This window comes from Amycolatopsis antarctica, from assembly GCF_002262875.1.
Taxonomy (GTDB): Bacteria; Actinomycetota; Actinomycetes; order Mycobacteriales; family Pseudonocardiaceae; genus Amycolatopsis; species Amycolatopsis antarctica.
On sequence record NZ_NKYE01000002.1, the window covers coordinates 283,144 to 308,756 of the forward strand.

At 72.4% G+C, this 25,613-nt stretch carries 25 protein-coding genes; 11 read left to right on the forward strand and 14 right to left on the reverse strand.

Going from position 1 to position 25,613, the window contains the following annotated elements; all coding sequences use genetic code 11:
* The first annotated feature begins 47 nt into the window (after positions 1 to 47).
* From CFN78_RS04770 to CFN78_RS04780, 3 genes are all read left to right on the forward strand, one after another.
* Positions 48 to 1,319, forward strand: a complete 1,272-nt coding sequence (locus CFN78_RS04770; protein WP_240519264.1) for an MFS transporter — start codon at positions 48 to 50, stop codon at positions 1,317 to 1,319.
* A 70-nt stretch (positions 1,320 to 1,389) separates the two neighbouring features.
* Positions 1,390 to 1,647, forward strand: coding sequence for a hypothetical protein (locus CFN78_RS04775; protein WP_094861334.1), 258 nt, complete (start codon positions 1,390 to 1,392; stop codon positions 1,645 to 1,647).
* Between the two features lie 82 nt (positions 1,648 to 1,729).
* Positions 1,730 to 2,239: an SRPBCC family protein gene (locus tag CFN78_RS04780; protein WP_165777447.1), complete on the forward strand. Its 510-nt coding sequence runs from the start codon at positions 1,730 to 1,732 to the stop codon at positions 2,237 to 2,239.
* Between the two features lie 157 nt (positions 2,240 to 2,396).
* On the opposite strand, the gene CFN78_RS04785 is transcribed toward CFN78_RS04780, so the two are convergent.
* Positions 2,397 to 3,041, reverse strand: coding sequence for a hypothetical protein (locus CFN78_RS04785; RefSeq protein WP_094861336.1), 645 nt, complete (start codon positions 3,039 to 3,041; stop codon positions 2,397 to 2,399).
* A 336-nt stretch (positions 3,042 to 3,377) separates the two neighbouring features.
* Between CFN78_RS04785 and CFN78_RS04790 the strand changes: the two genes are divergently transcribed.
* Positions 3,378 to 4,781: a class II 3-deoxy-7-phosphoheptulonate synthase gene (locus tag CFN78_RS04790; RefSeq protein ID WP_094861337.1), complete on the forward strand. Its 1,404-nt coding sequence runs from the start codon at positions 3,378 to 3,380 to the stop codon at positions 4,779 to 4,781.
* An 18-nt stretch (positions 4,782 to 4,799) separates the two neighbouring features.
* On the opposite strand, the gene CFN78_RS04795 is transcribed toward CFN78_RS04790, so the two are convergent.
* Entirely contained in the window at positions 4,800 to 7,031 is a 2,232-nt protein-coding gene (locus CFN78_RS04795) for a Stk1 family PASTA domain-containing Ser/Thr kinase (protein ID WP_094861338.1), read from the reverse strand.
* An 86-nt stretch (positions 7,032 to 7,117) separates the two neighbouring features.
* On the opposite strand from CFN78_RS04795, the gene CFN78_RS29030 reads away from it, so the two are divergent.
* Positions 7,118 to 7,486 carry an Rv2175c family DNA-binding protein gene (locus CFN78_RS29030; protein WP_165777448.1) on the forward strand — a complete coding sequence of 123 codons (369 nt, stop codon included), beginning with the start codon at positions 7,118 to 7,120 and terminating at the stop codon, positions 7,484 to 7,486.
* Here CFN78_RS29030 and CFN78_RS04800 read toward each other — a convergent pair.
* The gene (locus CFN78_RS04800; RefSeq protein WP_240519265.1) at positions 7,455 to 8,672 is read right to left on the reverse strand and encodes an MFS transporter; all 1,218 of its coding nucleotides are present in this window, start codon (positions 8,670 to 8,672) and stop codon (positions 7,455 to 7,457) included. The genes CFN78_RS29030 and CFN78_RS04800 overlap by 32 nt on opposite strands.
* A 23-nt stretch (positions 8,673 to 8,695) precedes the next feature.
* On the opposite strand from CFN78_RS04800, the gene CFN78_RS04805 reads away from it, so the two are divergent.
* On the forward strand, positions 8,696 to 9,256 hold the full coding sequence (locus tag CFN78_RS04805; RefSeq protein WP_094861339.1) for a CGNR zinc finger domain-containing protein: 561 nt from the start codon (positions 8,696 to 8,698) through the stop codon (positions 9,254 to 9,256).
* A 5-nt stretch (positions 9,257 to 9,261) separates the two neighbouring features.
* Here the strand turns inward: CFN78_RS04805 and CFN78_RS04810 are convergent, their stop codons facing one another.
* The 4 genes from CFN78_RS04810 to CFN78_RS04825 are packed head-to-tail and all read right to left on the reverse strand — an operon-like array spanning position 9,262 to position 13,735.
* Entirely contained in the window at positions 9,262 to 10,050 is a 789-nt protein-coding gene (locus CFN78_RS04810; RefSeq protein WP_094861340.1) for an LLM class F420-dependent oxidoreductase, read from the reverse strand.
* Between the two features lie 9 nt (positions 10,051 to 10,059).
* Positions 10,060 to 11,088 (reverse strand): phytoene/squalene synthase family protein, encoded by a 1,029-nt coding sequence (locus CFN78_RS04815; protein ID WP_094861341.1) that lies wholly within the window; start codon positions 11,086 to 11,088, stop codon positions 10,060 to 10,062.
* The gene (gene crtI, locus CFN78_RS04820; RefSeq protein ID WP_094861342.1) at positions 11,085 to 12,596 is read right to left on the reverse strand and encodes a phytoene desaturase family protein; all 1,512 of its coding nucleotides are present in this window, start codon (positions 12,594 to 12,596) and stop codon (positions 11,085 to 11,087) included. Before crtI ends, CFN78_RS04815 begins: the two co-directional genes overlap by 4 nt.
* A 2-nt stretch (positions 12,597 to 12,598) precedes the next feature.
* The gene (locus CFN78_RS04825; RefSeq protein WP_094861343.1) at positions 12,599 to 13,735 is read right to left on the reverse strand and encodes a polyprenyl synthetase family protein; all 1,137 of its coding nucleotides are present in this window, start codon (positions 13,733 to 13,735) and stop codon (positions 12,599 to 12,601) included.
* A 120-nt stretch (positions 13,736 to 13,855) separates the two neighbouring features.
* Between CFN78_RS04825 and CFN78_RS04830 the strand changes: the two genes are divergently transcribed.
* The 3 genes from CFN78_RS04830 to CFN78_RS04840 all read left to right on the forward strand — a co-directional run bounded on the left by CFN78_RS04830 (position 13,856) and on the right by CFN78_RS04840 (position 17,361).
* Entirely contained in the window at positions 13,856 to 14,659 is an 804-nt protein-coding gene (locus CFN78_RS04830) for a PIG-L family deacetylase (protein ID WP_094861344.1), read from the forward strand.
* Between the two features lie 78 nt (positions 14,660 to 14,737).
* On the forward strand, positions 14,738 to 15,622 hold the full coding sequence (locus CFN78_RS04835; RefSeq protein ID WP_094861345.1) for a methylenetetrahydrofolate reductase: 885 nt from the start codon (positions 14,738 to 14,740) through the stop codon (positions 15,620 to 15,622).
* Between the two features lie 41 nt (positions 15,623 to 15,663).
* Complete coding sequence (locus tag CFN78_RS04840) at positions 15,664 to 17,361, forward strand: DUF885 domain-containing protein (RefSeq protein WP_094861346.1); 1,698 nt, start codon at positions 15,664 to 15,666, stop codon at positions 17,359 to 17,361.
* A 120-nt stretch (positions 17,362 to 17,481) separates the two neighbouring features.
* Here CFN78_RS04840 and CFN78_RS04845 read toward each other — a convergent pair whose 3' ends face one another.
* Together CFN78_RS04845 and CFN78_RS04850 are read right to left on the reverse strand one after the other, a co-directional pair.
* Positions 17,482 to 18,045, reverse strand: a complete 564-nt coding sequence (locus CFN78_RS04845; RefSeq protein ID WP_094861347.1) for a GNAT family N-acetyltransferase — start codon at positions 18,043 to 18,045, stop codon at positions 17,482 to 17,484.
* A gap of 22 nt (positions 18,046 to 18,067) precedes the next feature.
* Positions 18,068 to 18,574 carry a YbaK/EbsC family protein gene (locus CFN78_RS04850; RefSeq protein WP_094861348.1) on the reverse strand — a complete coding sequence of 169 codons (507 nt, stop codon included), beginning with the start codon at positions 18,572 to 18,574 and terminating at the stop codon, positions 18,068 to 18,070.
* 277 nt (positions 18,575 to 18,851) lie between these two features.
* Here CFN78_RS04850 and CFN78_RS29700 point away from each other — a divergent pair, with 277 nt between their 5' ends.
* Entirely contained in the window at positions 18,852 to 19,457 is a 606-nt protein-coding gene (locus CFN78_RS29700) for an SAV_6107 family HEPN domain-containing protein (protein ID WP_240519266.1), read from the forward strand.
* Positions 19,457 to 20,227 (forward strand): maleylpyruvate isomerase family mycothiol-dependent enzyme, encoded by a 771-nt coding sequence (locus CFN78_RS04860; protein ID WP_094861349.1) that lies wholly within the window; start codon positions 19,457 to 19,459, stop codon positions 20,225 to 20,227. The genes CFN78_RS29700 and CFN78_RS04860 overlap by 1 nt, the downstream gene beginning before the upstream one ends.
* Before the next feature lie 221 nt (positions 20,228 to 20,448).
* On the opposite strand, the gene CFN78_RS04865 is transcribed toward CFN78_RS04860, so the two are convergent.
* Genes CFN78_RS04865 through CFN78_RS04885 form a run of 5 tightly spaced genes read right to left on the reverse strand, consistent with a single transcriptional unit; the run spans position 20,449 to position 25,534 of the window.
* The gene (locus CFN78_RS04865) at positions 20,449 to 21,405 is read right to left on the reverse strand and encodes an SDR family oxidoreductase (protein ID WP_094861350.1); all 957 of its coding nucleotides are present in this window, start codon (positions 21,403 to 21,405) and stop codon (positions 20,449 to 20,451) included.
* A 53-nt stretch (positions 21,406 to 21,458) separates the two neighbouring features.
* Positions 21,459 to 21,971, reverse strand: coding sequence for an SRPBCC family protein (locus CFN78_RS04870; protein ID WP_094861351.1), 513 nt, complete (start codon positions 21,969 to 21,971; stop codon positions 21,459 to 21,461).
* Between the two features lie 10 nt (positions 21,972 to 21,981).
* The gene (locus tag CFN78_RS04875; protein ID WP_094861352.1) at positions 21,982 to 23,049 is read right to left on the reverse strand and encodes a PDR/VanB family oxidoreductase; all 1,068 of its coding nucleotides are present in this window, start codon (positions 23,047 to 23,049) and stop codon (positions 21,982 to 21,984) included.
* The gene (locus CFN78_RS04880; protein WP_094861353.1) at positions 23,046 to 23,978 is read right to left on the reverse strand and encodes a metal-dependent hydrolase; all 933 of its coding nucleotides are present in this window, start codon (positions 23,976 to 23,978) and stop codon (positions 23,046 to 23,048) included. Before CFN78_RS04880 ends, CFN78_RS04875 begins: the two co-directional genes overlap by 4 nt.
* Positions 23,978 to 25,534: a flavin-containing monooxygenase gene (locus CFN78_RS04885; protein ID WP_094861354.1), complete on the reverse strand. Its 1,557-nt coding sequence runs from the start codon at positions 25,532 to 25,534 to the stop codon at positions 23,978 to 23,980. Before CFN78_RS04885 ends, CFN78_RS04880 begins: the two co-directional genes overlap by 1 nt.
* Positions 25,535 to 25,613 lie beyond the last annotated feature (79 nt).

Below are 25,613 nucleotides of genomic sequence, written 5' to 3' on the forward strand. Positions count from 1 at the left end.
AAGACAGTGCACGTACGGGTCGGAGACGTGAGGGCGGGGAGATGCGGGTGAGGGGCGCGCGCCGGGAGGACACCGGCCAGGGGCGTTCCCCCGTGCTGTCCGGTCCGCGAGGTGGCCCGGTGGACGAACCGCCGGGCGATCTGCGGATGGCGCGGTTGCTCTGGCCGATCCTGCTGGCATCGGCGGTGAGCCTGCTGCCGTTCACGGTGTTCAGCACCTTCCTGGTGCCGATATCCGAGGACGCGGACAGCGGTGTCGCCGCGATGGGCGGGTTGCGCGGACTGGGCGGACTCGCCTCGCTCGCCGTCGGGGTCGCCTGCGCCCCGCTGATCGACCGCGTCCGAACCGATCTCGTCACGGCGGCCGGGCTGGCCCTGCTCGGCGTGTCGGCCGTTCTCGGCGCCGCCGGGCACTTCCTCGCGCTGGCCGTGTTCTGCTTCCTGGTCGGCGCCGCCACCTCGGTGCTCGGTCCCGCGCTCGCCACCGCGGCGGCGAACCGGTTCGACTCCGCCGCGGCCTCGGGCCGGGCGGCGACGCTGGTCACCGCGACGCAGTCGCTGGCCGCGATGCTCGCCGCACCGCTGGTCGTCGCGCCGGGCCTGCTCTGGGGCTGGCAGGGCAACCTGCTGGCCGTGGCGGCGATCGCGCTCGTTCTGGCCGCCCTGTTCCTGGTGCGGGGCAGGCGCGCCGTGGTAGCTGGTCCGTCCACATCGGACGCCCGGATCGGATACCTCGCCTCGTTCGCCGCGCTGGCGAGGATTCCCGGTGCCGTGCCGCTGCTGCTGATCGCCTTGCTGCGCACCGCGGCGTTCATGGGTTACCTGTCGTACCTGGCCGCGTTCTACGACGAGCGCTTCGCCCTGGAGCCGGGGCCGTTCGCCTTCGTCTGGACGCTGAGCGGCGCGTCGTTCTTCGTCGGCAACCTGATCACCGGGCGGCTCACCAACCGGGCGAGCGCCCGGATCGGTACCGAACGGGTACTGCAGGCGGGCCTGGTCACGGCGGCCCTCGCGATGGGCGGCTTCTACCTCACCGAGTCGCTGCCGGTGGCACTGCTGCTCACCGCGGCTCTCGGCGGGGCACACGCGGTCGTCGCGGCCTGCCTGATCGGTCTGCTCGTACGCCGCTGCCCCGACCTGCGCGGAGCGGCACTCGGCCTGAACGCCGCCGGGATGAGCCTGGGCGTGTTCGCCGGGGCAGCGCTCGGCGGAGCCGGTCTTGCGGTCGCCGGGTATCCCGGTATCGGCGTCGTCCTCGGTGGGATCACGCTGCTCGCGCTGATTCTCGGCGTGCTGGTCCGTCGCTCGCCCGCCGCGTGAACGTCCACATCGGACGAGACACAGACAGGGGCGCGCGCGGTCGCCGGGCGGCGTCGGCGACACTGGGGTGATGCCCGACGAACCCGTCACTCCCGGGGAGATCGCCCACGCGCTGCGCCGCGTGCGCCCCTCTGTCTACCGGATCGGCGAGGGCGCGGACCCCACCCTGGCGCTGGTGATGAACGCGGGCCCGGCGGGCAGGCGCAACGCGGCCGCGAAGATCGCCGGGCTGCTCGCCGAGCACGGGCTGACCCTCGGCACCGGCGACGACATCGCCGCGCTGACCGAGGACGATGGTGCGCTGCCCGTCCGCCGATCGGCGGGGTGACGGCCGGTCTGCGTGCCCGGAGCCCTTGTGGTGCACTGGGATGCCCCTCCGACGAGGGTGCGAACCAGAAAGGTGGCCCACGGTGAGCATCATCGAGACGTCGACCGCGGTGCGGGCGTCCGTCGCGGACACATTCGCCCGGTTCACCGACTTCGAGTCCTATCCGGCCTTCATGCGGTCCGTCGACCAGGTGACCCGCGATTCCGCCCAGCAGGACCGGCTGCGTTTCGTCTACTCGATCGGCGGTATTCCGCGGCACTACACGATCGACGTGGACAGCAGCGAGGAGTTCGCCGAGGTGCACTGGACGAGCGTGGACGGCCCGCAGCACACCGGACTGGCGCGGGTCTCCGCGGCCGGTGAGGGGAACAGCGAGCTGTACATCAAGGTGGATCTGCGTCCTGCCGGGATCATCGACAGCATGGGCGACGCTCTCGGGCTGATCCGCTCCCGAGTGCAGCACGACATGAAGCGCTTCGCCGAGTACGTCGAGAGCGGTGGCGAGGCCGTGCCCGGCCCGGCCGACGCCGACCACCGTGCGCCGCTGGAACGGCTGTTCGACCGGGTGTTCCCGACCGACCAGAGCCGCTGAACCGCCCGGGCGGACCCGGCCGGACGCCGGACGGCTCCGGTTGCCCGCTCGCCCTCGCCGCCGGAGGGGGTCCGCGGGGCGGACCCGCGACTCGTCGCAGTACTGCAGGTGGCCGGGGGCCGGGACACCCCGGCCCCCGATCAGGAACCGGCGCCGCTCACGCCTTCCAGACCAGTGCCGCGTCCTCGTACTGGTCGCCTTCGGTGAATCGGACGGAGTCCACCGAACTCGCCTCAGGGGCGACCGCGAGGACGCAGGTCTCGTAGCTGGCGCCCTTGGCGGTGAAGTCCTTGGGAGCACTCTCGTTCTGGCACTTCTCGAAGTCGCCGATGATGCTCACCCGGCCCGCCATGCCCCCGTCGGGAAGCTGCCCGGTCAGCCGGGGCGCGGAGGTGAACGCCATGTCCTCGCCGCCCTCGTTCGAGATGGCGACGCGGATGTAGTAGGGAACCTGCCCCTCGGCCTTGTCGCCGAGGTCGAGCGGAGCGAGGTCCTCCGGAGTGCCCTTCTCGATCGCGGAGATGGTGATGCCGATCGTGCCCTCGTTGCTGCCCGACTTGTAGGGCACGACGGCCTTGTCGCCCAGCGAGTACTCGGTTCCCGGCGCCGCGGCCTCGCCGGCGGGCGCCTCCTCGGAGTCGCTCGCGGGTGCCTCGGACTCATTCTCCGGTGCGGCGTCGACGGGCGCGGGCGCCGGGGGAGCGGCCGGCGGTGCGGCGGCGCCCTCCTCGTCCGAACAGCCGGCGAGCAGGCTCGCCGCGATGGCCACGGTGCCGATCAGACCCAGGCGTGCGCGCTTCATGGGGACTCCTTCGTCGTTCGTCGGGGGCTCGCCGGGCGGGGACGGCCGGCGAGCGTGTGCCGTCTCCGGCACGGGGCGGGTCGCCCGGCCGACCGGCCGGAGGACCGCGACAACGCTGTCGGGGAAACGCCCGGGGCTACGACCGAGCGCGCGGGGCCACGGTTCCGCCGTCGGGGTAACGGTTGGGATTCGGTGGTACCGCCGAGTGGGTGCAGCGTACGCCGCCCGTTCGGCGTCGTCCGGGCGATCTGCTCCGCGAACCTCCGACGGTGCGAAGCCGGGTGTCCATTCACTGGGAGCGGTGTCCCACCGCGTCGGCCGCGGTGAGCCGTTCGTATGCTGAGGAGCGTGAACTGGACAGTGGACGTGCCCGTGGACACCCTTCCCGAACTGCCTCCCCTGCCTCCCGAGCTGCGCGGCCGTCTCGACGACGCGCTGGCCCTGCCCGCGGCGCAGCAGCCCGACTGGCCCGACGCCGAGCTCGCCCGCCGGGCAAGGGGCGTACTCGAGAGCGTGCCGCCGGTGACGGTGCCCGCCGAGATCGACCGGCTGCACGCGCGGCTGGCGATGGTGGCCCATGGCGAGGCGTTCCTGCTGCAGGGCGGCGACTGCGCCGAGACCTTCGAGTCCAACACCGAGCCGCACATCCGCGCGAACCTGCGCACCCTGCTGCAGATGGCCGTGGTGCTGACGTACGGCGCGAGCCTGCCCGTGGTCAAGGTGGCCAGGATCGCCGGCCAGTACGCCAAGCCGCGCTCGGCGAGCACCGACGCGCTCGGCCTGCCGGTGTACCGCGGCGACATCATCAACTCCCTGGCACCCGAACCCGAGCTGCGGGTGCCCGATCCCGGCCGGATGATCCGCGCCTACGCCAACGCCGGCGCGGCGATGAACCTGATGCGCGCACTGACCGGGGCCGGCATGGCCGACCTCGCGCAGGTGCACGACTGGAACAAGGACTTCGTCCTCACCTCCCCGGCGGGGGAGCGGTACGAGGCGCTGGCCGCCGAGATCGACCGGGGCCTGCGGTTCATGTCCGCCTGCGGGGTCACCGACACCTCGCTGCACTCGACGGAGATCTTCGCCAGCCACGAGGCCCTGCTGCTCGACTACGAGCGTGCACTGCTGCGCCTGGACAACGCCAACGCCTCGAACCCGAAGCTGTACAACCTGTCCTCGCACTTCCTCTGGATCGGCGAGCGCACCCGTCAGCTCGACGGCGCGCACATCGCCTTCGCCGAACTGCTCGCCAACCCGATCGGACTGAAGATCGGCCCGACGACGACGCCGGAGCAGGCGCTGGAGTACGTGCAGCGGCTCGACCCGCGCAACGAGCCGGGCAGGCTGACGCTGATCTCGCGGATGGGCAACGGCAAGGTCCGCGAGGTGCTGCCCGCGATCGTGGAGAAGGTCGAGGCGTCCGGGCACAAGGTGATCTGGCAGTGCGACCCGATGCACGGCAACACGCACGAGGCGTCCACCGGCTACAAGACCCGCCACTTCGACCGGATCGTCGACGAGGTGCAGGGCTTCTTCGAGGTGCACCGCACGATCGGCAGCTACCCCGGCGGCATCCACGTCGAACTCACCGGCGAGGACGTCACCGAATGCCTCGGCGGCGCCCAGGACATCTCCGACCTCGACCTGTCCGGCCGCTACGAGACGGCCTGCGACCCGCGGCTGAACACCCAGCAGTCCTTGGAACTCGCCTTCCTCGTGGCCGAGATGCTGCGGAGCTGAGCCGCCGATCCGTCCCGCTCAGGGAATGGTCCGCAGCCGCACCGTGCTGCCCGCGGGCAGCCGGGTGCCGGGAGCGGGCTGCTGGTCGATGACGAAACTGAACGCGGGCGCGGAACCGTCCGCCCCCTCGATCTGGAAACCCTTGCTCTGCAGCTCCGCCACCGCGTCCCTGGTGGTCCGGCCGACCACGGTCGGCATCTCCGCGGCGTTGGAGACGTAGACGCCCACCTTGTTGTTGGTGGTGTCCACCGTGGTCCCGGCACCCGGTTCGGTGCGGGTGACGGCGCCGGCCGGCACGTTCTCGGCGAATTCCTGGCCCGCTTCGAAGGGGGCGAAACCGGCCGCCTGCAAGGCGGCGAAGGCGGCGTCCTTGCCCTGTCCGGCCACGTCGGGGACCTGGATCGGGGCGGGACCGTTGGACAGTACGAGGCTCACCGGGTCACCGATGTTGGCCCGGCTGCCCGGCTGCGGTTCCAGTCGCAGCACCGTTCCGGCGGGCACGTCCGGGCTGTACTCGCCGGGTTTGTCCCTGCGCGGGGTGAGCTGGGCGTCGCCGATCGCCTTCTCCGCAGCGGCCGGATCGGTTCCCGGTGCGACGTCGGGCACGGTCGGCGGGCCGCTGGACACGACGAGCGCGATCGTCGAGCCCTCGGTGACCTCGGCGCCCGGGGCCGGATCGGTGCTGACCACAGAGCCCGCGGGCACCGTGTTGTGCCGCTGCCGAGTCACCTGCGGGGTCAGCCCCGCCCCGCGCAGCAGCGTGTCGGCGGCGGCCTCCTGCTGGCCGACGGAATCCGGTACCGGCACGTTCGCCGGGCCGGACAGCGCCCAGATCCCGGCACCGATTCCGCCGGCGACCAGCAGGGCGGCCACGATCCACAGCGCCGCCCACCGCTTGTACCAGGGTGATGCCCGCTCCGGCTCCTGCCGCGCGGCCGCCACCTGCTGGCCCTGCGGACCCGCGGCCGGTGGGGTCCGGGCAGGACCGGTGCCGGGAGCGTGCCCGGCCGCGGGCCGCAGGAGGGCCTTCGTGCCGCGGGGGCCGGCCGGGTCCACGGGGCCGCCGGGCACCGCCGGGGACATCGCGGGCACGGTGGCCGCGGCGAAGCCGGGCATGGTGACCTCGTTCATCGAGGCGTCCCCGCCCGGCACACCGGCCGGAGGCGTCCCGGTCGAGCTGCCGTCCGTGGCCGGGGCCTGCCCGATCGCGGCGGGCAGACCCCGGGTGGTCTCGCTCGCCGTCGTCCCGTCCGCGCCGGCGTCCGCCGCGGCACCGTCGCCCGCTCCCGCGCCGAGGTCCGTTCCGCCTTCCGCGGCCCGGGGGGCGGAAGGCACCGGCACCGGAACGGGAACCGGGGACAGGTCGAGTTCGGCGCGCACGCGGCGCAGTTCGGCCAGGAACGCTCCCGCGTCGGCGGGCCGGGCCCGCGGATCCCGCCGGGTCGCCCGCAGCACCAGATCGTCGATCGCGGCGGGGATCGCGGCCACCGCCCGGCTCGGCGCCGGCACGTCGTCGTTGACGTGCCGGTAGGCGACCGAGAGCAGGGTGTCCCCGGTGTAGGGGGGCTGACCGGTCAGCATCTCGTAGAGCAGGATCCCGGCCGAGTAGACGTCGCCGGGTTCGCCCGCCGTCCCGGTGGTGACCTGCTCGGGAGCGAGGTAGGCGACGGTGCCGAGGATGATGCTGGCGCTGGTGGTCCCCGCGCTGGACACCGCGCGGACGAGGCCGAAGTCCGCGACCTTCACCACCCCGCCGCCCGCCGGGGTGCCCGGATTGCCGTCCGGGCCGATCAGCACGTTCTCCGGCTTGACGTCGCGGTGCACCAGACCGGCCCCGTGGGCCACGGCGAGCGCGGAGAGCACAGGCTCCAGCACGCTCAGCGCGAGCCGGTGGTCAAGTGCGCCGCCGGAGTCGATCAGGTCCCGCAGGGTGCCGCCGTCGACCAGTTCCATCACCAGGAAGACCCGGCCGTGCTCGGGGCCCGCCGAGCGGTCCACACCCTGGTCGTGCACGGCGACGACGTGCGGGTGGTGCAGCCGCGCGGCGGACCGGGCCTCGCGTTCGAACCGTTCCACGAACGAACGGTCGTCGGCGAACCGCGGGTCCATCACCTTCACCGCGACCGCCCGGTCCAGCCGGGTGTCCACCCCGCGGTAGACCGAGGACATGCCGCCGCGCGCGATGAGCCGGTCGACGCGGTAGCGGCGGTCCAGCAGCGCGCCGATCAGGCCGGTGTCCGTGCGTGTCACGACAGACGATCCTACGGAGAGGCGCGCCCGCGGACGACGCGCCTCTGGCGAAGGATCGCGCGGCGGCATGTGGCATGGTGTGCCCCGTGAGTGGGATCCCAGTCGCCGATGACGTTCTCGGCGCCGATGTCGCCATGCTCCCGCTGTCGGAGGTCTCCGACTCGCTGGGCGTGTCGGAGAACAAGGTGCGCCAGTTCCTGCGTGAGGGCACGCTGATCGCGATCCGCCGCGACGGCGACCTGCACGTACCGGCCGCGTTCCTCGACGACGGTGCCGTGGTGAAGTCCCTGACCGGCACCATCACCGTCCTCTCCGACTCCGGCTTCAGCCACACGGAGATGATCCGGTGGCTGTTCGAGAAGGACGACTCGCTGGCGGGCGGTTCACCGATCGAGGCGCTGCGCGGCAATCACGGCACCGAGGTCAAGCGCCGCGCCCAGGCGATGGCTTTCTGAGCCGGTATCCGGCCGGCCGGACCCTGAGCAGCAGGTAGGCCCCGGCGGCGAGGAGCTGCGCGCAGGCGGCGGCGGCAAGGCAGTGGGCGGGCGAGGCGGAGGCGAGCGGCCCGGCCAGCGCGACGCCCGCGGCGAACGCGGCGATCTTCAGGCTCGCCGCCGTGGTGAACACCTGCGCTCGCGCGGACTCCGGTGCCTCCCGGTGCCGCACGCCGAACAGGGCCGTCAGTTGCGGGCCCTCGCCCAGTCCGGTCAGTGCCGCACCGGCGACCAGCGCGACGACCTCGCCGGTCGCTGCCGTGACCGCCAGTCCGGTGGCGATGACGAGGGTGGTGGCGAGCAGCAGCCGATCCGGTCCGCACGCGGGCGGGCGGCGGGCCAGCACCGCGTTGGCGGCCATGCCCGCCCCGGCCACCACGGCGAGCAGCGCCGTGCCGTGCCCGGCCCCGCCGAGGTGGGCCTGGCCGAGCAGGGGATAGCAGACCATCGCCATCCCGATCCCGGTGTAGGAGATCATCGACGTGACGGTGGCGCGCAGCAGCGGGCGACGGGTGAGGACGACGCCGAACCCCTCGCGCAGGCGCGTCCGCAGCGGCACCGCGACGGGCGGGCTCGCCCGTCGAGGCAGGGCGCGGGCGGCTGGCAGCGCGCCCGCGACGAGCGCGGCCGCCAGCATCATCGCCGACGAGCCTCCGGTGAGGCCGCCCACCAGCCCGGCGAGCGCGGGCCCGAGCAGCGCGGCGAGGCCGAAGGTCATGGCGTCCATGGCCTGACCTCTGGCCGGGGTGCGGTCGCCGAGAACGGCGGGGAGTTGTGCGGTCCAGCCGCCCGCCACCGCCGGGTTGGCCAGTCCGGTGAGTGCCGCCAGTGCCAGCACGGCGGGCAGCGGGAGCGTCGGCAGAGCGAGCAGGATCGCCGCGAGTCCGGCCGAGTAGCCGGCGAGCACGAAGGCCAGCGTGCGCCCGGGGTGCCTGCTCGCGTCCAGATACGCGCCCAGGACGGGGCCGCCCGCGGCGGCGGCGATCGTCAGCGCCGCGAGCAGTGCCGAGGCGGCGGCGGGCGAGCCCGTCATGGTCAGGCCCAGCAGCAGCAGGGCGGGGGCGGACAGTTCGTCGCCGGTACGTGCGCAGCCGGCGCCGATCAGGTAACCGAAGAGCGTGACCCGTCCTCGGTAACGGCTTTGCACAGGAATGACGTTACAGTGACGGGGTGCCCGACGGAACCGCCGAACCCGCTCCGGGCCGCACCGCGCGTGCGGCCGCCGTGCGCGCCGCCGACCTGCTCGAGGTGCTGCTGCGGCCGGGAGAGCCGGACGCGGGGCGGGTGGCCGAGGTGCTGCGCGCCCACGGCGAACGGGAGCCGCTCGAGCTGACCGCACCGGACCTGGCCGAGCTGAGGGAGGCCGCACTGGCGATCCGGGAGGTGTTCGCCGCACCGGATACCCACCGTGCGGCCGCCACGCTCAACTCCCTGCTGACCGCGCACGCGCGGCCGCCGCGACTGACCACGCACGGCGGGGAGCACCCGTGGCACCTGCACGCGGACGCCGCCGACGACGGGCCGTGGGGGCGGTGGCTGATCACCTCGTCCTGCCTGGCGCTCGCGGTGCTGCTCGCCGACCGTCAGGAACCACCCGGCGGGCTGTGCGCCTCGGCCCCGTGCGGGAGACCGTTCGTCACCGGTGGCAACGGCAGTCCGCGGAAGTACTGCTCCCCGCGGTGCGCGACCAGAGAGCGGGTGGCCGCGCACCGCAGGGCGAAACGGAACTGAGCGGATCAGCCGTTCTGGGCGTCGCGCCAGGCGAGCCACTTCTTCAGCAGGTCGAGGTCGTAGTCCGGCCCGCCGGTGCCGACGGTGAACGTGGTGATGCCGAGGTCGAGCAGGGGCTTGCCGAGCTCGTCCGGACCGGACTGCACGCCGACGGACCGCTCGATCTCGGCCGGGTCACGGCCCACGTCGGCGCAGTGCTGGTCGAGGATGCGCACCTTCCGCCCGGCCACCTCGACGTCACCGAAGCCGTGCCAGATGTCGGCGTGCCTGGCGACCAGCTTCAGGGTCTTCTTCTCGCCACCGCCACCGATCAGCACCGGGATGTCCCGGGTCGGCGCCGGATTCAGCTTGGCCAGGCGGGATTCGATGCGCGGCAACGACTCCGCGAGGTCGTCCAGCCGGCCGCCCGCGGTGCCGAACTCGTAGCCGTACTCGTCGTAGTCCTTCTCGAACCAGCCGGAACCGATGCCGAGGATGAGCCTGCCGCCGGAGATGTGGTCGACCGTGCGCGCCATGTCCGCCACCAGTTCCGGGTTGCGGTAGCTGTTGCAGGTGACCAGCGCGCCGATCTCGACGTTCGAGGTCGACTCTGCCCAGGCGCCCAGCATGGTCCAGCACTCGAAGTGCGCACCCTCGGGCTCACCGTAGAGCGGGTAGAAGTGGTCCCAGTTGAAGACGATGTCGACGCCGAGTTCCTCGGCCTGCGAGGCGGTTCGCCGGATCGTGGCGTAGTCGGCGTGCTGCGGCTGGATCTGCAGTCCGACGCGGATCTTCCTGTTCGCTGCTGTCGTCATGACACCACCCTAGTTGTGCCGGACCGCACGCGCTCGGGAGCCGGAAGTGACCGGACGCCAACGGTTTCCTCCCGCCGGGCGGGTGGCGGAGCGGATGAGCCCGGCCCCGGCCACAGCGAGCCTGCGGCCGTTCGGCACGGCCACCCGGTGACCCAGCACCGCGTAGTCGGCCGCCGCGATCTCGTCCAGGATCCCCTCGTAGAGCGTGAGCGCGGTGGACACGCACGCCCGCGACTCCGGCCGCAGCAGTGCCACGCCCGGCCACGCGCGCCGGTAGATCGCGCGGGTACGGGCCACCAGCGCGGCCAGGGCCTGCCGGATGCGGCGGTCCGGCCTGCCGGTGCGCCGGGACCAGAGCAGCAGCTCACGGTCGACGCCGTGCACGGCGAGCTCCGCGGTCGGCAGGTAGAGCCGCCCGCGGTCGAGGTCCTCGCCGATGTCGCGCAGGAAGTTGGTGAGCTGGAAGGCCTCTCCGGCCGCGCCCGCCGTGCGCCGCGCGGCCGCGCCGGGATCCGCGCCGTCGAAATCCACTGTGGACCGATCGGATCTGGCGACGGTGCCGAGTACGGGCAGCATCTGCAGGCCGATCACCCGGGCCGAGCCGTGCACGTAGGTGTCGAGTTCGGCGAACGTCCGGTACTCGGTGACCACGGTGTCCATCCGCATCGACGCGAGGAAGGCGTCGAACAGCGCGCGGTCGAGCCGGTAGGTGCGCACGGTGTCGGTGAGCGCCGCCAGCACCGGGTCCCCTGCCACGGGGCCCGGCGCACCCTCGTCGTACACGGTGTCCAGTGCCCGCTCCATCCGCAGCAGCCCGGCCGCCGGGTCGGCCGTCGCCACGGGATCGTCGACCAGGTCGTCGCACGAGCGGGCGAAGCCGTACAGGGCGTGCGTGGCGGGACGGGCGCGCGCGGGGAGCAGCCGGGTGGCGAGGAAGTAGGTACGGCCGTGCTGGGCGTTGATCCGGCGGCACTCGGCGTAGGCGGACCGCAACGCCGTCCCGGTGATCCCGGCGGCGTCGAGTTCGCGCCGGTTCACCGGAGGTGCCCGGTGATCCTCGCCGCTGCCAGCCTGCCGGAGATGAGCACCGGCGGGATGCCGACCCCCGGTGTGGTGCCACAGCCGGCCAGCACGACGTTTCCCGCGCCGCGCACCAGGTTCCGCGGCCGGAACGGGCCGGTCTGCGCGAAGGTGTGCGCCAGCGAGAACGGTGTGCCCGCGGACATCCCCCGTGCCGCCCAGTCCGCCGGGGTCACCAGCTCGTGCACCCGCGCCGCCCCGGCGAAGCCGGTCAGGCCCCGGTCCTGGAGGGTGGCCAGTAGTTCCTCGCCATACGCGGGGCCGACCCGGGGCCAGTCGATCGCCCCGGTACGCAGGTTCGGTGCGGGCGCCAGGACGGAGACGACGTGCCTGCCGTCCGCGCCGAGCGACGGATCGGTGGCCGTCGGCCGGGTCACCAGCAGCGAGGGGTCGCTCATCGGCCTGCCCTCGCGGATGATCTCGGCGAAGGTCCGGGTCCAGGCATCACCGAAGAAGATCGTGTGGTGGCCCAGTTCCTCCCAGGTCCGGTCGGCGGAGGCGTGCAGCACCACCGCCGAGGGGGAGTAGCGCGGACGTGCGGGCCTGCGCGGCCGGGTGCCGAGCAGCCGGTACGCCGTCGCCAGTTCGGTGGCGACCACCACCGCGTCGCACGCGATCCGCTCGCCGGTACCGGTGCGCACGGCCCGCACCGTCGAGGACACCCGTTCCAGCCAGGCTGCGCCGGTGCCAAGGCGCAGGTCCGCCCCGGCGCGTACGGCGGCCTCGGCCATCGACCTGGCCACCGCGCCCATTCCGCCCATCGGGAAGTACACGCCGCCGACGGTGTCCATGTAGGAGATGACGCCGTAGGCACCGATCGCGCGCATCGGGTCCAGTCCCGCGTAGAGCGACTGGAAGGAGAACAGCCTGCGCACCCGCTCGTCGTGCAGGTAGCGGGCGATCCTGGGGCCCAGTCTGCCGAATCCGCCCAGTGCTGCCAGCCTGACCAGTTCCGGCCGGAACAGATCCAGCGGAGAGTCGAAGTTCGCGCCGATGAAGTGGTCCTTCTGCACGGCGTACAGCGAGGTGAGCCAGCGGCGCAGGCGCCGGTAACCGTCCGCCTCACCGGGTCCCGCCACCCGCCGGATCTCCTCCTCCATCGCCTCCGCGCCGGTGTGCACGGCGATCGTGCTGCCGTCGGCGAACCGGGCCCGATAGGCCGGGTCGAGCCGCACCAGGTCCAGATTTCCCGCCGTGGTCTCATCCACCGCCGCGAACGCCTCGTCCAGCAGTTCCGGCATGGTGAGCACGCTCGCGCCGGTGTCCACCCGGTGCCCGTCCAGGACCTCCTGGCCTGCCCGGCCGCCCGGCGCCGGATCGCGTTCGAGGATCGTCACCCGCCGTCCGGAGCCCAGCAGGTGCAGTGCCGAGGACAGGCCCGCCAGCCCGGCCCCGATCACCACGACGTGGTCCGACCGTCCGGCGGTCCTGGCGAATCCTTTGGGGCGCAACGGGTTGCGCGACATGGTCAGTACGTCCTCCTGGTCGCCCTGGCGGCAAGGGCGACCAGTTCGTCGACGGCGGGGGCCGCCGGGTCCGCGGCGCGCAGCGCGGCGAGCGCGGAGGTGGTCAGCTCCTCGATGCGCCGCTCCACGGCGTCCACCGCGCCGACGGCGGTCAGTGCGCGGCGCACCTGCTCGACCCGGTCCTCGGTGAGCCCGGCGTCGCCCACGGCGGCCGCGACGGTGGCGTGCTCGGCCTCACTGCCCTGCCCGGCCGCCAGTTCGAGACCGAGGGCGAGCAGCAGCGTCCGCTTGCCCTCGCGCAGGTCGTCACCCGCGGGCTTGCCGGTGACCGAAGGGTCGCCGAACACGCCGAGCAGATCGTCGCGCAACTGGAAGGCGACGCCGAGATCCCCGCCGAAGGCGAGCAGGCCCCCGGTCAGCTCCGGGCCCGCCCCCGCCAGCGCGGCCCCCAGGTGCAACGGGCGCGCCACCGTGTACGCGGCGGTCTTCAGCCGGTCGATCCGCAGCGCCGCCTCCGCGGAGGCGTCCCCGGTGGCCTGGGTGTGCACGTCGAGGTACTGCCCGGCGAGCACCTCGGTGCGCATCGCCCGCCAGGCGGGCCGGGCGGCGTCGAGAGTGGCGGCGGGCAGCGGGGTCCCGGCGAACATGTCCTCGGCCCAGGCCAGCGCCAGATCGCCGATGAGCACGGACGCGGCCTGGCCGAACGCGGCGGGCTGCCCGAGCCACCCCGCGTCGGCGTGCCGCTTGGCGAAGGCGACGTGCACCGTCGGCGATCCCCGCCGCGAGTCGGAGGAGTCGATCAGGTCGTCGTGGATGAGCGCGCAGGCCTGGATCAGTTCGAGGCTCGCCACGGCGCGCACCACGGCGCGGGCGTCGGTCCCGCGGCTCGCCCCGCCGGCGCCCCGCCAGCCCCACCAGGCGAACGTGGGGCGCAACCGCTTGCCGCCGCCGAGCACGAAGCCGGTCAGCGCCTCGACGGCGTGGCCGAAGGTGGGTTCGACGTCCAGTATCGGCTCACCCGCCTCCCGGAGGAACCCGGCCAGCGCGCGTTCCACGTGCGCCGGCAGGTCCGCGTCGTAGTCCTCGGCGCCGTGGTGGTCCGGGGCGTGCTGATCGGCTTCGTGGTCGGCCTGGCTCATGCCCCCATCGTCCGCGCAGGCACGGGGCACGCGAAGCGCGGGGTACGCCGGATGTGGCCCGCGCGGCAGCCGGTGCGCCGAGCGCGCGGCCACGTCCCCGGTGTTCGGTAGGTTCGCCGCATGGCAACCCTGGTGTCCTTCCACGCCCATCCCGACGACGAGTGCATCGCGTGCGGGGGTGTCATGCGCAAGGCGTACGAGCAGGGGCACCGGGTGGTGCTCGTGGTCGCCACCCGCGGCGAGCACGGCGAGGTGGCCGAGGGCTTCCTCACCGAGGGGGAGAGCCTGTGGCAGCGCCGCGTGCGGGAGACGCACGCCGCGGCCGAGGTGCTCGGTGCGTCGCGGGTGGAGTTCCTGGGCTACGTGGATTCCGGGATGATGGGCAGGCCCACCAACGACGAGCCCGGTTCCTTCTGGACCGCCCCGGTGGAGGAGGCGGCCGAGCGGCTCGCCGCGATCCTGCGGGAGGAGAACGCCGAGGTACTCACCGTCTACGACGACAACGGCGGATACGGGCACCCGGACCACATCCAGGTGCACCGGGTCGGCATGCGCGCGGCGGAACTCGCCGGTACGCCGCGCGTCTACCAGTCCACCTCGAACCGGGACGAGTTCGTCCGCCACCTGACGGTGATGGCCGAGGAGGCCGAACGGACCGGTGAGCGGGCGGACCTGCCCTCGGTGGCGGAGATGTCCGATTTCGGCAAGCCCGAGGAGGAGTTGACCGCGGTCGTCGACGTGTCGGCCTACCTCGCGCACAAGCGCACCGCGATGCGCGCTCACGCCAGCCAGATCGCCGAGGACTCGTTCTTCCTGGCGCTGCCGGACGACCGGTTCGCGCTCGCCTTCGGCACCGAGTGGTTCATCCGTGCGGGGCAGGGCCCGGGGATCACCGAGACCGACCTGATGGCGGGCCTCGGCTGACTCGCGTACCAGGCAGGGCCGCTCTCACGGAACGGGAGAGGAATTCCACGGTCCGGGTCACCCACTAGGATCAACGCCATGACGACAGTGGTGGAGCGCCTGCGAGGAGACGGGCCCAAGTTCTCGGTCGAGTTCTTCCCGCCCCGCGATGCCGAGGACGAAACGGTGCTGTGGCGGTCGATCCGGGAGCTGGAGCAGATCGACCCGGCGTACATGTCGATCACCTACGGCGCGGGTGGCTCCAGCCGGGACGGCACGATCCGCAACATCGCCAGAGCGGCCACCGAGACGACGCTGGTGCCGATGGCGCACCTGACGGCCGTGGACCACTCCGTCGCCGAGCTGCGTAACGTCATCGGCTGGTACGCCTCCGTCGGCGTGCGCAACATCCTCGCGCTGCGCGGCGACCCGCCGGGCGACGTCTACGGCGAGTGGGTGCCGCACCCGGACGGGCTGAACTACGCGGAGGAGCTGGTGGAGCTCGTCCGTTCGCTGGGTGACTTCTGCGTGGGCGTGTCCGCCTTTCCCTACGGCCACCCGAGGTCGCCCGATCTGGACACCGACACCCGGCACCTGGTGCGCAAGTTCCGGGCGGGTGCCGACTTCGGGATCGCCCAGCTCTTCTTCGACGCCGAGGACTTCCTCCGCCTGCGCGACCGGGTCGCCGCCGCGGGCTGCGAGGCGATGCTCATTCCCGGGGTCATGCCGCTGACCACCCCGCGCACGCTGCGCACCACCGTGAAGCTCTCCGGTGCGCCTGCCCCGTCCGCTCTGCTGGACCGGCTGGAGCCGCTGGCCGGAGACCCCGCGGCGTTCCGCGCCGAGGGACTCGACGTGGTGACCGCTCTGTGCGAGCGACTGCTCGCCGAAGGGGTGCCGGACCTGCACTTCTACACCTTCAACCGGTCGAAGGCGACGCGCGAGGTGGTCAGCAGGCTCGGCCTGGTTCCGGCCAGGGCGTGAATCCGGTGTGCCCGCGGCGGGCCTGCCGGTAGCGTTCCGGCATGGCTTCCGACGCTTCCACACCCGGCGTGCACGAGATCTGCGACAGCTATGTCGACGAGATCGCCGCGGCACATCCCATCGTCGCCACCGAGATGGGCATCAAGGGCTACGACGACCAGCTCACCGACTACTCGCCCGAAGGGCACGCCGCACGGGCGGGCATCTCCCGCCGCGCCCTCGACGCGATGACGGCCGCCGAGCCGGCCGACGATTCCGAACGCGCGGCGAAGGCGGTGTTCACCGAGCGCGTCGGTCTCGATCTGGAGATCCATCAGGCCGGACTGGACCTGGCCGCGCTCAACGTCATCTCGAGTCCGGTGCACGAGATCCGGATGACCTTCGATCTGATGCCCACGGCCACGGCTGCCGACTGGACCACGATCGCCACCCGCATGGAACGGGTACCGTCCTGTGTGGACGGTGTGCGGAGTTCGCTGCTGGCCGCCGCCGACGCGGGCAGGGTGGCGGCTCTGCGTCAGGTGAGCAAGGTGGCCGGTCAGGCCGAGACCTGGGCCGGGTTGCATGGCACGACCGGCTACTTCAGGGCGCTCGTCGCGGCCGCGGACGAGGTCGCCGAGGTACCCGCCGATCTGCGGGAGCGGCTCGGCCGGGCCGCGGACCGGGCGCAGGAGGCCTACGCGGAACTGGCCGGATTCCTGCGGGCCGAACTCGCGCCGCGGGCGCCGAACAAGGACGCGGTGGGCGAGGACGTGTACCGGCTCTGGTCGCGTTACTTCACCGGAGCGGCGTTCGACCTGCGCGAGGCCTACGACTGGGGCTGGCAGGAGTTCTCCCGCCTTGAGGCGGAGATGCACGCCGTCGCGGCACGGATCACGCCCGGTGGCGGTCTCGCCGAGGCAGCCGCGGTGCTCGACGCCGACCCGAAGTACCGGGTGCGCGGCCAGCAGGGTTTCGCCGAGTGGATGCAGCGGCTGTCCGACGAGGCACTGGCGGCCCTGCGGGACGAGCACTTCGACATCCCCGACGCGCTGATGGCACTGGAGTGCCGGATCGCCCCGCCGGGTGGCGGCGTCGGCGCGTACTACACCGGCCCGGACGAGGATTTCACCCGGCCCGGCCGCATGTGGTGGTCGGTGCTGCCGGAGAAGGAGGAGTTCCCCACCTGGCGTGAGGTCAGCGTCGTCTACCACGAGGGCGTCCCCGGCCATCACCTGCAGATCGCCACTTCGGTGTACGAGCGCTCGCTGAACCGGTTCCAGCGGCTGATGGCGTTCACCTCGGGACACGCGGAGGGCTGGGCCCTCTACGCCGAACGTCTCATGCAGGATCTCGGGTACCTCGACGACGACGGCAACCTGCTCGGCATGCTGTCGGAGCAGCTCTTCCGTGCCGCGCGGGTCGTGGTGGACATCGGCATGCACCTGGAGCTGGAGATCCCGGCGGGCACGGGTTTCCACGAGGGGGAGCGCTGGACACCGGAGCTGGGCCTGGAGTTCATGCTCACCCGCACGGTCACCGACGCCGACCACGTCCGCGACGAGATCGACCGCTACCTCGGCTGGCCCGGCCAGGCGCCCTCGTACAAACTCGGCGAGCGGCTCTGGCTCAGTGCCCGTGAGGAGGCCCGCGAGCGGCAGGGGGATTCCTTCGACCTCAAGGAGTTCCACACCAGAGCGCTGCGTCTCGGTGGCATGGGCCTGGACACCCTGCGCGAGGAACTCGCCCGCCTCGGCTAGTTCCCACCCCGGCGGTGCCCGGCGGTCGGCCGGGCCGCCGGGCGTGTCGTGCGCCCCGGCACCCCGTGTCGCGCGTTCTGGCATGCCGTGTCGCGCGTTCTGGCACCCCGTGTCGGGCGTTCAGTCCAGCGGCAGGGAACGGCCCAGGATGGCGAACGGCCGCGGGTCGCCGGCGAAGTGGTAGTCGCGCAGGACGTCGGCGAAACCGAGCCGCCGGTACAGCTTCCACGCCCGGCTGGTGCCCTCCGGAGTGGACAGCAGGACGTGCGCGTCGGGCACACCGTCGAGCAGTCGCCGGAGCATGTCCTCGCCGATCCCGGAGCCCTGGCTGTCCGGGCTGACGTGGATCTCGGTGAGTTCGAAGTAGTTGCCCAGCCAGTCGGTCTCGGGAGCGACCTGCCGCTCGGCCAGCCCCCGCCGCACCTGCTCGTGCCACCACTGCCCGGCGCGCCCGTGATAGCCGTAGGCCAGGCCCAGCAGCGTGCCGTCGGCGGCCAGCGCGGCGATGCAGCGCCACCCCTCACGCAGTACGTGGGTCAGCCACATCGGTGCGCGTTGTTCGGCGGTGCCCGGCGGGTAGTGCATCGCCCGTACGTAGATCTGCAGCGCCTCCGGCAACCGCTCCCGGAACTCGTCCGGTGACAGAGATTCGAAGCGGTGGCAGCGCGAGGACATGGCGGTCATGATGCCGTCCCGGTACGCGGGGTCATGATCCGGCCACCTCGGCCGCCGTTCCGCCGGTGAGGGCGAGAAGGTCGTCGAACGTCGTCGGGTACACCGACTTCGCGTGCCCGGCGGCCGCCCACACCTCCTCGTGACGCCGCAGCTCGGTGTCGACGAGGGTGACCGGACGGGTGACGTGCCCGATCGGCGCGACCCCGCCGATCACCTGACCGGTGTGCCGCTTGACGAACGCCGGATCGGCCTTGCCGACGCTCGCCGCGCCACAAAGCGAGGTCAGTGCCGCGAGGTCGGCCCGATGTGCTCCGGAGGTGAGGGCCAGCAGGGGGAACTCGGCACCGTCCGCGGCCACCGCCCGGAAGATCAGGCTGTTGGCGATGGCGCCGACCTCGACACCGAGGGCCTGTGCGGCCTGCGCGGCGGTGCGTGCCTCGTCGGGCAGGATCCGGATCCGGTCGGCCGCCCGCTGTTGTCCCGCTTCGGCGAGTGCGGCCGCGACCGTGGCGATCGCTGGGTGTTCGAACGAGCTCATGACCGTTATGAGACCACGGACGAGGAGCGCGTGCGACGCCGTATCCCTGGTCACACCCCGTCCGGGGTTGAGCGAAGCGGGCACCGGGGTTACTCTTGAATTGTTCGAACATACGTTCGAAGTTCGGTGAGTACTCGCCGGTTCGGCATCCGGTGCGGGGGCGGGGGAAGCGTCTCCACGCCGGGTGCCATCCGGGTCACCCGCCGATGCGGCGGCAGGTCAGCCGTCGCGACCGCACAGCCATGTGCACAGTCGTCTGTGCACCGAGGAGGTCGCCGTGTCCATCACGGTCGCGCCCCTAGAGGGCACAGGAGGAACCGCCGCGCGAGGCTGCGCCGCGGTCCCGGGCCGTGGTCCGGCGCGCGGGCAGGCACAACGTACGTCCGCCCGGCGAACCGCACCGGAACCCGTCCGGGAGAACGCCGAGGCGGGCGCGATCCCGGAAAGCGGGGGTACCGATCCGGCGGAGCACGGTACGCAGCCCGTGCTGCCGATGCAGTTCCGTCCGCCGGTCGCGCGGGCGGCGGAGTCGCTGCTCCGGCAGGCCCGGCGAGGGCTTGCCGAGGCCGGTGGTGAGGCAGACCCGGCGGAGCGGTTCATCGGCTCGTATCTGTCCGCGCTGCGGGCCGCCGCTGCGGTGCTCTCGGCCCGTGGCAGGCCGCACCGTGGCCGGGCACGGCCGGCCAGTGTCTGGGTGCTGCTCGACTCCGCTGCTCCGGAACTGCGGGAGTGGGCGGCGTTCTACACCGCCAACTCCGCCACCCGGGCCGCCGCGCAGGCAGGCATCACGCGGATGGTCAGCGCTCAGTCCGCGGACGAGCTGCACCGGCAGACCGCGCACTTCCTCACTCTGGTCACGCGCGTCATCCACGGGGCCGGGTGATGCGGGGGCAGGCACTCGTCGATCACGGCCGGCTGCTGGAAGTGCTTGGGATGGAAGGGGAACTGCTCGGCGAGATCACGCACGCGGTGCAACCGGACATCCCGGTGACGACCTGCCCGGGGTGGACGACGGGTGAGCTCCTCCGTCACGTCGGCAGCGTGTACCGGGTCGCGCTCGGCTGGCTCGCCGACGGGCGGCAGCCGACGGAATGGCAACGCGAACCGGTCCGCGGGCAGACCCTGGAGGAGTACCTGGAAACCGGGTACGCCGCCCTGTTCGCCGAACTGTCCCGGCACGATCCGGGAGAACGCGCCGGAAGCTGGTGGCCCGCCGACCGGACGTACGGTTTCTGGTGTCGCCGGATGGTGCACGAGACGGTCGTGCACCGGGTCGACGCGCAGCAGGCCGCGACTCCGGACCAGGTAAGCCCGGTCGACGAGGACATCGCGGCGGACGGGGCCGACGAGGCGCTCGCGCTCTGGTTCGCGCAGAGACTGCCGATGCTCGGGCTCACCGGTACCCGCGCCGGTTCGGTGGGGGTCCGCGCGGGCGGACACAACTGGATCGCACGGGCGGGACCGGCGGAGACCACGGCCTGGCGATGTTCCCCAGCGGAGGCGGAGATGGCGGACGGTTTCGTCTCCGGCACGGCGGAGAAAGTCTACTTGTGGATGTGGGGACGCCAGCCCTGGTGGTCGGTGACCCTGGACGGGCACGACGACGACGCGGTGGGCCAGTTGTGGGCGTTGCTCAGGCTGGCGACGAGATGACCGGCGTGTGGGGAAGCACTGCCGATCCTCCGTCGTACCGGCTCGCGGCTCGCGCCGTGGCTGCCGAGCGGCGCCGTGCCCAGGCGCGCAGCGGATACTCACGCCGGGGCCCGCGTGCCAATGGTCCCGGCCGCCGCCTGCGCGGACGAGTTCGCCTCGCCAGGGCGATGCCGGAGGTGTGAGCGGCCGGTCGCCGTCGCCACTGCCTTGCCCCCGTGTGGTCACCGCGGCGTTCGTGCCGGGTTCGTCCGCGAGCCGTCCGCCGGGTCCTCGTTCCCGGCCTCCAGCGCCCGGACGAGCTGGTGCATCCTGACGTCCGCCGCCAGGTAGCCGTCGGCGAACACGTTCACCAGGCCGCGCAGCAACGCCCAGCCCTGCCACGACGCCGGGGCCACGGTGCGCGCGGCGCGCCGGGAGATCGCGTCGGCGAGTACCGCGGCCGCGGCGTCGGCGGTGATGCGGCGGCGCAGCGGGGCGGGCAGCCGGGCATCAAGTTGCCTGCCGATCGGGTCCTCGTCCAGCGTCGCCCTGGCGAGCCGGGTGTCCACCATGCCGAAGTAGGCCACGCCCGCCGTCGCGCCCTCGCCGGCGATCTCCAGCCGCAGCGCGCGGCCGAGCTGCTCGACCCCGGCCTTGCTGATCATGTAGGCCGCACCGCCGGGACCTGGGGCGAAGGCGGCGGCCGAGGACACCACGACGATGTGTCCCCTGCGGGCGACGACCTCGTCGATCGCCGGATGGACGGTGTTGAACACGCCGGTGAGGTTGACGCCGAGCACCCGGTCGAACCCGGCCGGATCGATCTGCCGCAGGGTGGCCGGAGGTGGTGTCACACCGGCGTTCGCGACGACCACGTCCAGCCGGCCGGTGCGGGCACGGACCTCGCGCACCGCCGACCGCATCGCACCGCGATCCCGGACATCGGCGGTCACCGTCAGCACCCGTTGCCCGCCGAGGCCCGCCGCCGCGCGGACGAGCGCCGCCTCGTCGACGTCGATCAGGGCCACGGTGGCGCCGCGGGAATGCAGGACGCGTGCCAGGGCGAACCCGATTCCGTCACCGCCACCGGTGATCAGGACGGTCCGGCCCGCGACGTCGTAGTCGATTCCCTTGCCGGGCAACGGTATGCCGAGATCCCGGACGATGCCCGCGAGAACTGCGCCGGGACTGATCACCATGTCTGTACCTTCCGTGCGGGAACTGGCAGGCGGTTTCGGGCGGGGAGTGGCGCTCACCGGCATGCCCCACCGGATCGGGCGGACACCCGCCGCGCCACCCCTCGGGCCCACGCCGCGGTCGTCCGATGCGCGAACGGTCGCAGCAGCGCCGCGGCGGGCGCGGACCAGGACGCGGTCTCGACGGCGAACGTCCAGGTGAGCAGGGTGCCGCCGGAGTGGACCGTGAGTACCAGGTCTTCGGCGAACCGGCGCAGCCCCGCCCGGTTCGCCGCGTCCACGGTGAACGTCATCCGCTCGTTCTCGTCCCACCGGTAGAACCGTTCCCGCAGCGCGGCGACGCCGTGCCCGACCGTCACCGTCCTGGTGGTGCCGACGCCGAACGGCCGGGGCGAGGTCCAGTGGGTGCCGGTGATCCCGCGTGCCCAGGAGGTGAGGGCGTCGTCCGCGGCGAGCACTCGCCACACCACCTCCGGTGGGGCGTCGATACCGATCGTGTGCGCGAACCGGAGTCCGGCCGTGCGCAGGAAGTCGTCGTCGCTCTCGGCGAGCGGATACCAGTGTGTCATCGTCGCCGCCCTAGAGATCGATGGTGAGTGGTCCGCCGGCCGATCGGGATACGCAGACGAGCATCGCGTCCGCCCGGGCGGACGTGGGCAGCGCCGTGTCCCGGTGCTCGACGCTGCCCTCCAGCACCCGTACCTCGCAGGTCCGGCAGAAACCCTGCCGGCAGGAGTAGGCGAGGCCGGGGACTTCCCGGCGGATGGCCGTCAGCGCGGACTCGTCCGGGCCCACGAACACCGTCCTTCCGCTTCGCCGCAACCGGATCTCGAACGGAGTGCCCTCGCGGACCGGCGGCGCGGAGAATCGTTCCGCGTGCAGTGACCCCGCCGTCTTCCGTGCGACCGCGCGGGCCGCGGCCATCAGCGGGGGCGGCCCGCAGAGGTAGACGGCGGCTCCCGGTGCGGTGGCCGGCAGAACGGCGCCGAGGTCCGGCGGGCCGTATTCGTCGTCCGGCCGGATCCGGGTCACGCCGCTGCCGAATCCGGCGAGTTCGTCCAGGAAGGGCATGTCGTCGCGCGATCGGCCCAGGTACACCAGCCGCCACGGCACACCGCGGCGGTGGCAGGCGCGCACCATCGGCAGGATCGGCGTGATTCCGATGCCTCCGGCGACGAACAGGTACGAGTCCGCCTCGACCAGGCGGAAGGCGTTCCGGGGGCCGCGCGCGGTGAGCCGGTCGCCCACGCGCAGCTCCTCGTGGATCTCCCGGGAGCCACCCAGCCCGTCGCCGATCTGGCGCACCGCGATCCGGTAGACGGACCGATCGGCCGGGTCCCCGCACAACGAGTACTGCCGCTGCCTGCCGGAGGGCAGGAAGACGTCGACATGGGCGCCCGGAACCCACGTGGGGAGCTCGCCGCCGTCCGCCGCGTTCAGTGTCAGGGCGAGCACCTCGTCGGCCACCCGGCGCGTCCCGCGGATCACGAGGTCGAGGTCGAATCCCTCGTAGCGCACGGGATTCGGGCGGGACAGCAGCGGTGCCACCCGGCTCGCGGCGAACAGCCGCCGGTAGGCGGCGCTGAACCCGCCCACCGCGCGCAGTACGGGGCCGGGCCGGAACCCGCCCGGTGCCGTCGGCGTCATCCCCGGAGCCCCTCTCGTCCCGCGTTCGCGGCGGGGGAGCCGGACAGGTAGCGGATCGCGGCGTCCATGCTCCCGAGCTGGGACGGATGGAATCCGGGACGCAGGTACTTCGGGATCTCGGTGACCAGGAACCGCAGGTCGGGGATCAGGCCCCGGCGTGCGGTACCGATGAGCTGGAGGAACCAGAAGCGCCCCTTGCCAGGTGACGGGTCCTTGCGGAACAGATATGCCTGCGTGGACAGGTACAGCACGGCCAGGGTGGCGCTCGCCAGCAGCGCGGTGCGGACCCGGCGGGCGTAACTGCCGTCGACGTACATGAAGGCGTCGAAGGCGACGTTGCGGTGCTCGACCTCCTCGGCACCGTGCCAGCGCACCAGATCCAGCATCATCGGATGCATTCCGGCCCGTTCCAGTTCACCCGCGTGCAGCAGCCATTCCCCGGCCACCGCGGTGTAGTGCTCGAGCGCGGCGAACATGCCGAGTCGCTCGCACAGCCAGGCGTGCCGGGCCCGCCCGGTCAGTCCGCGGTCGCTCAGCACGTTGTCGACCAGCCACTCCATCGTCCGCACCATCGGCTCGACGTCGAGTCCGATCGACGCCAGGTGCTCCCGCGCCCCCTCGTGCGAGGAGGCGTGCGTCGCCTCCTGCCCGACGAAGCCGACGACCTCCTCGTGCAACCGCTGGTCCTCGATCAGCGGTAGCGCCTCGGCCAGCGCGCCGGACATCGCGCGTTCACCCTCGGGCAGCACCAGGTGCATGAAGTTGATGCTGTGCGTGGCCATCACCTCACCGGGGACGTAGTGCATCGGCACGCCGTCCCAGGAGAACTCGACCTCGCGTGCGGCGATGGTGTGTGCCTCCGCCGTGTACCGGCGGGCGCCCCGCGGATCGATCACCGGATTCCGGCCGTGCCGGCTGAACGGGAACATCAGGAACTCCTCTCGGTCGAGCCGGACCCGTTGTGGCGCATGGCTTTCCCCTGGCCGGTGGTGTGGTATTCGGACAGGTCGACGTTCCGGGTGCGGGCGCGGAAACGCCGGTTGAATCCGGGGAAGAACACATGGTTGCGGCCGGCGTCGTTGAGGTAGTAGCTGTCGCAGCCGCCCGAGTTCCACACCGAGCCGCGCAGTCCGCGGTCCACCGCCTCGACGAACTTCCGTTGCACGTCCCCGCGCACCTCGATGCTGGTCAGCGATCGCCGGTCCATCGCGCGCAGACAGCTCAGCACGTAGGTCACCTGCGCCTCGATGGTCACCACCTGAGAGGTGTAGACCACTGAATTGGGGCCGAGCAAGAAGAACAGGTTGGGGAAGCCGTTGATCGTGGTGCCGAGGTAGGCGCTCGCGTCGCCGTCCCAGACCTCGCTCAGGGGGCGCCCGCCGCGGCCGCGCAGACGGCCGAACGCCGGGTTGTCGGTGGTGCGGAACCCGGTGCCCATGACGATGGTGTCCACCTCGTGCGTCACGCCGTCCGCGGTGACGATCCCGTCCGGGCGGACTTCGCGGATGCCGCTGGTGACGACCTCGGTATTGGCCGCGGCGAGCGCCGGATAGTACGTGCTGGAGAACGTCGGGCGTTTGCAGCCGAATTTGTACGCAGGGGTCAGCTTGGCGCGTAGTTCCCGGTCCCGTACCTGACGGCGAAGATGTGCGCGGCCGAGCAGGTCCATCCAGGTGAGCAGTCCCGGCCGGTACACGAACCCCGGTACCAGCGATTCGTGGAACAGGTCGATGCCGGTCCTGGCCATCCGCTGGACGGCGGGGAAGCGCTCCAGCATCCGGCGCGACCGTCCGGTCATCGACCGGTCCGGATGCGGCAGGATCCAGGTCGGCGTGCGCTGGAAGACGGTGAGTGCGCCGACCCGGGGCTGCAGCCGGGGGATGATCTGCACGGCCGACGCGCCGGTGCCGATGACGGCCACCCGCCCGCCGGACATGTCGTGCTCGTGGTTCCACGCCGCCGTGTGAAAGACCTTGCCCTGGAAGGAATCCAGGCCTGGCAGGTCGGCCGTGGCGGGTTCGCTGAACGGGCCCATCGCGCCGACGAGGATCTGCGCCTGCCAGGTTCCGTGCCCGGTGACGATGGTCCAGTGTCCCGCCCGCTCGTCCCAGGAGGCGTCGAGCACCTCGTGGCCCAGCCTCAGGTGTGGACCGAGACCGAAGTTCTCCGCACAGTCGCGCAGGTACTCGTGGATCTCCGGTTGCAGCGGGTAGAGCCGGGTCCACTTCGGATTGGGGGCGAAGGAGAACGAGTACAGGATCGACGGGATGTCGCACTGCGCGCCCGGATAGGTGTTGACCTGCCAGGTGCCGCCGACCTCGGCGGCCCGCTCCAGCACCACGAAATCGTCGATGCCGGCCTGTTTGAGCCGCATCGCCATGCCGAGGCCGCCGAATCCGGCGCCGATGATCGCCACCCGCACCCGATGCGCCGGAGGGGGCTCGTTCCGGGCCCGGGTGACGGTCCTCGACCGTGTCGCGGCCATCGGATGCCTCCTCGCGTCGGCTCATCGTGCCAAGCCCGACGGTATTTCTGACATCAATCAATGTCAACATCAACTGATG

Coding starts and splice junctions, on each gene's coding strand:
- CFN78_RS04775 (WP_094861334.1), top strand. CDS start 1,390: ATGCCCGACGAACCCGTCACTCCCGGGGAGATCGCCCACGCGCTGCGC.
- CFN78_RS04785 (WP_094861336.1), bottom strand. CDS start 3,041: ATGAAGCGCGCACGCCTGGGTCTGATCGGCACCGTGGCCATCGCGGCG.
- CFN78_RS04790 (WP_094861337.1), top strand. CDS start 3,378: ATGCTGAGGAGCGTGAACTGGACAGTGGACGTGCCCGTGGACACCCTT.
- CFN78_RS04810 (WP_094861340.1), bottom strand. CDS start 10,050: ATGACGACAGCAGCGAACAGGAAGATCCGCGTCGGACTGCAGATCCAG.
- crtI (WP_094861342.1), bottom strand. CDS start 12,596: ATGTCGCGCAACCCGTTGCGCCCCAAAGGATTCGCCAGGACCGCCGGA.
- CFN78_RS04825 (WP_094861343.1), bottom strand. CDS start 13,735: ATGAGCCAGGCCGACCACGAAGCCGATCAGCACGCCCCGGACCACCAC.
- CFN78_RS04830 (WP_094861344.1), top strand. CDS start 13,856: ATGGCAACCCTGGTGTCCTTCCACGCCCATCCCGACGACGAGTGCATC.
- CFN78_RS04835 (WP_094861345.1), top strand. CDS start 14,738: ATGACGACAGTGGTGGAGCGCCTGCGAGGAGACGGGCCCAAGTTCTCG.
- CFN78_RS04840 (WP_094861346.1), top strand. CDS start 15,664: ATGGCTTCCGACGCTTCCACACCCGGCGTGCACGAGATCTGCGACAGC.
- CFN78_RS04845 (WP_094861347.1), bottom strand. CDS start 18,045: ATGACCGCCATGTCCTCGCGCTGCCACCGCTTCGAATCTCTGTCACCG.
- CFN78_RS04850 (WP_094861348.1), bottom strand. CDS start 18,574: ATGAGCTCGTTCGAACACCCAGCGATCGCCACGGTCGCGGCCGCACTC.
- CFN78_RS04860 (WP_094861349.1), top strand. CDS start 19,457: ATGCGGGGGCAGGCACTCGTCGATCACGGCCGGCTGCTGGAAGTGCTT.
- CFN78_RS04865 (WP_094861350.1), bottom strand. CDS start 21,405: ATGGTGATCAGTCCCGGCGCAGTTCTCGCGGGCATCGTCCGGGATCTC.
- CFN78_RS04870 (WP_094861351.1), bottom strand. CDS start 21,971: ATGACACACTGGTATCCGCTCGCCGAGAGCGACGACGACTTCCTGCGC.
- CFN78_RS04875 (WP_094861352.1), bottom strand. CDS start 23,049: ATGACGCCGACGGCACCGGGCGGGTTCCGGCCCGGCCCCGTACTGCGC.
- CFN78_RS04880 (WP_094861353.1), bottom strand. CDS start 23,978: ATGTTCCCGTTCAGCCGGCACGGCCGGAATCCGGTGATCGATCCGCGG.
- CFN78_RS04885 (WP_094861354.1), bottom strand. CDS start 25,534: ATGGCCGCGACACGGTCGAGGACCGTCACCCGGGCCCGGAACGAGCCC.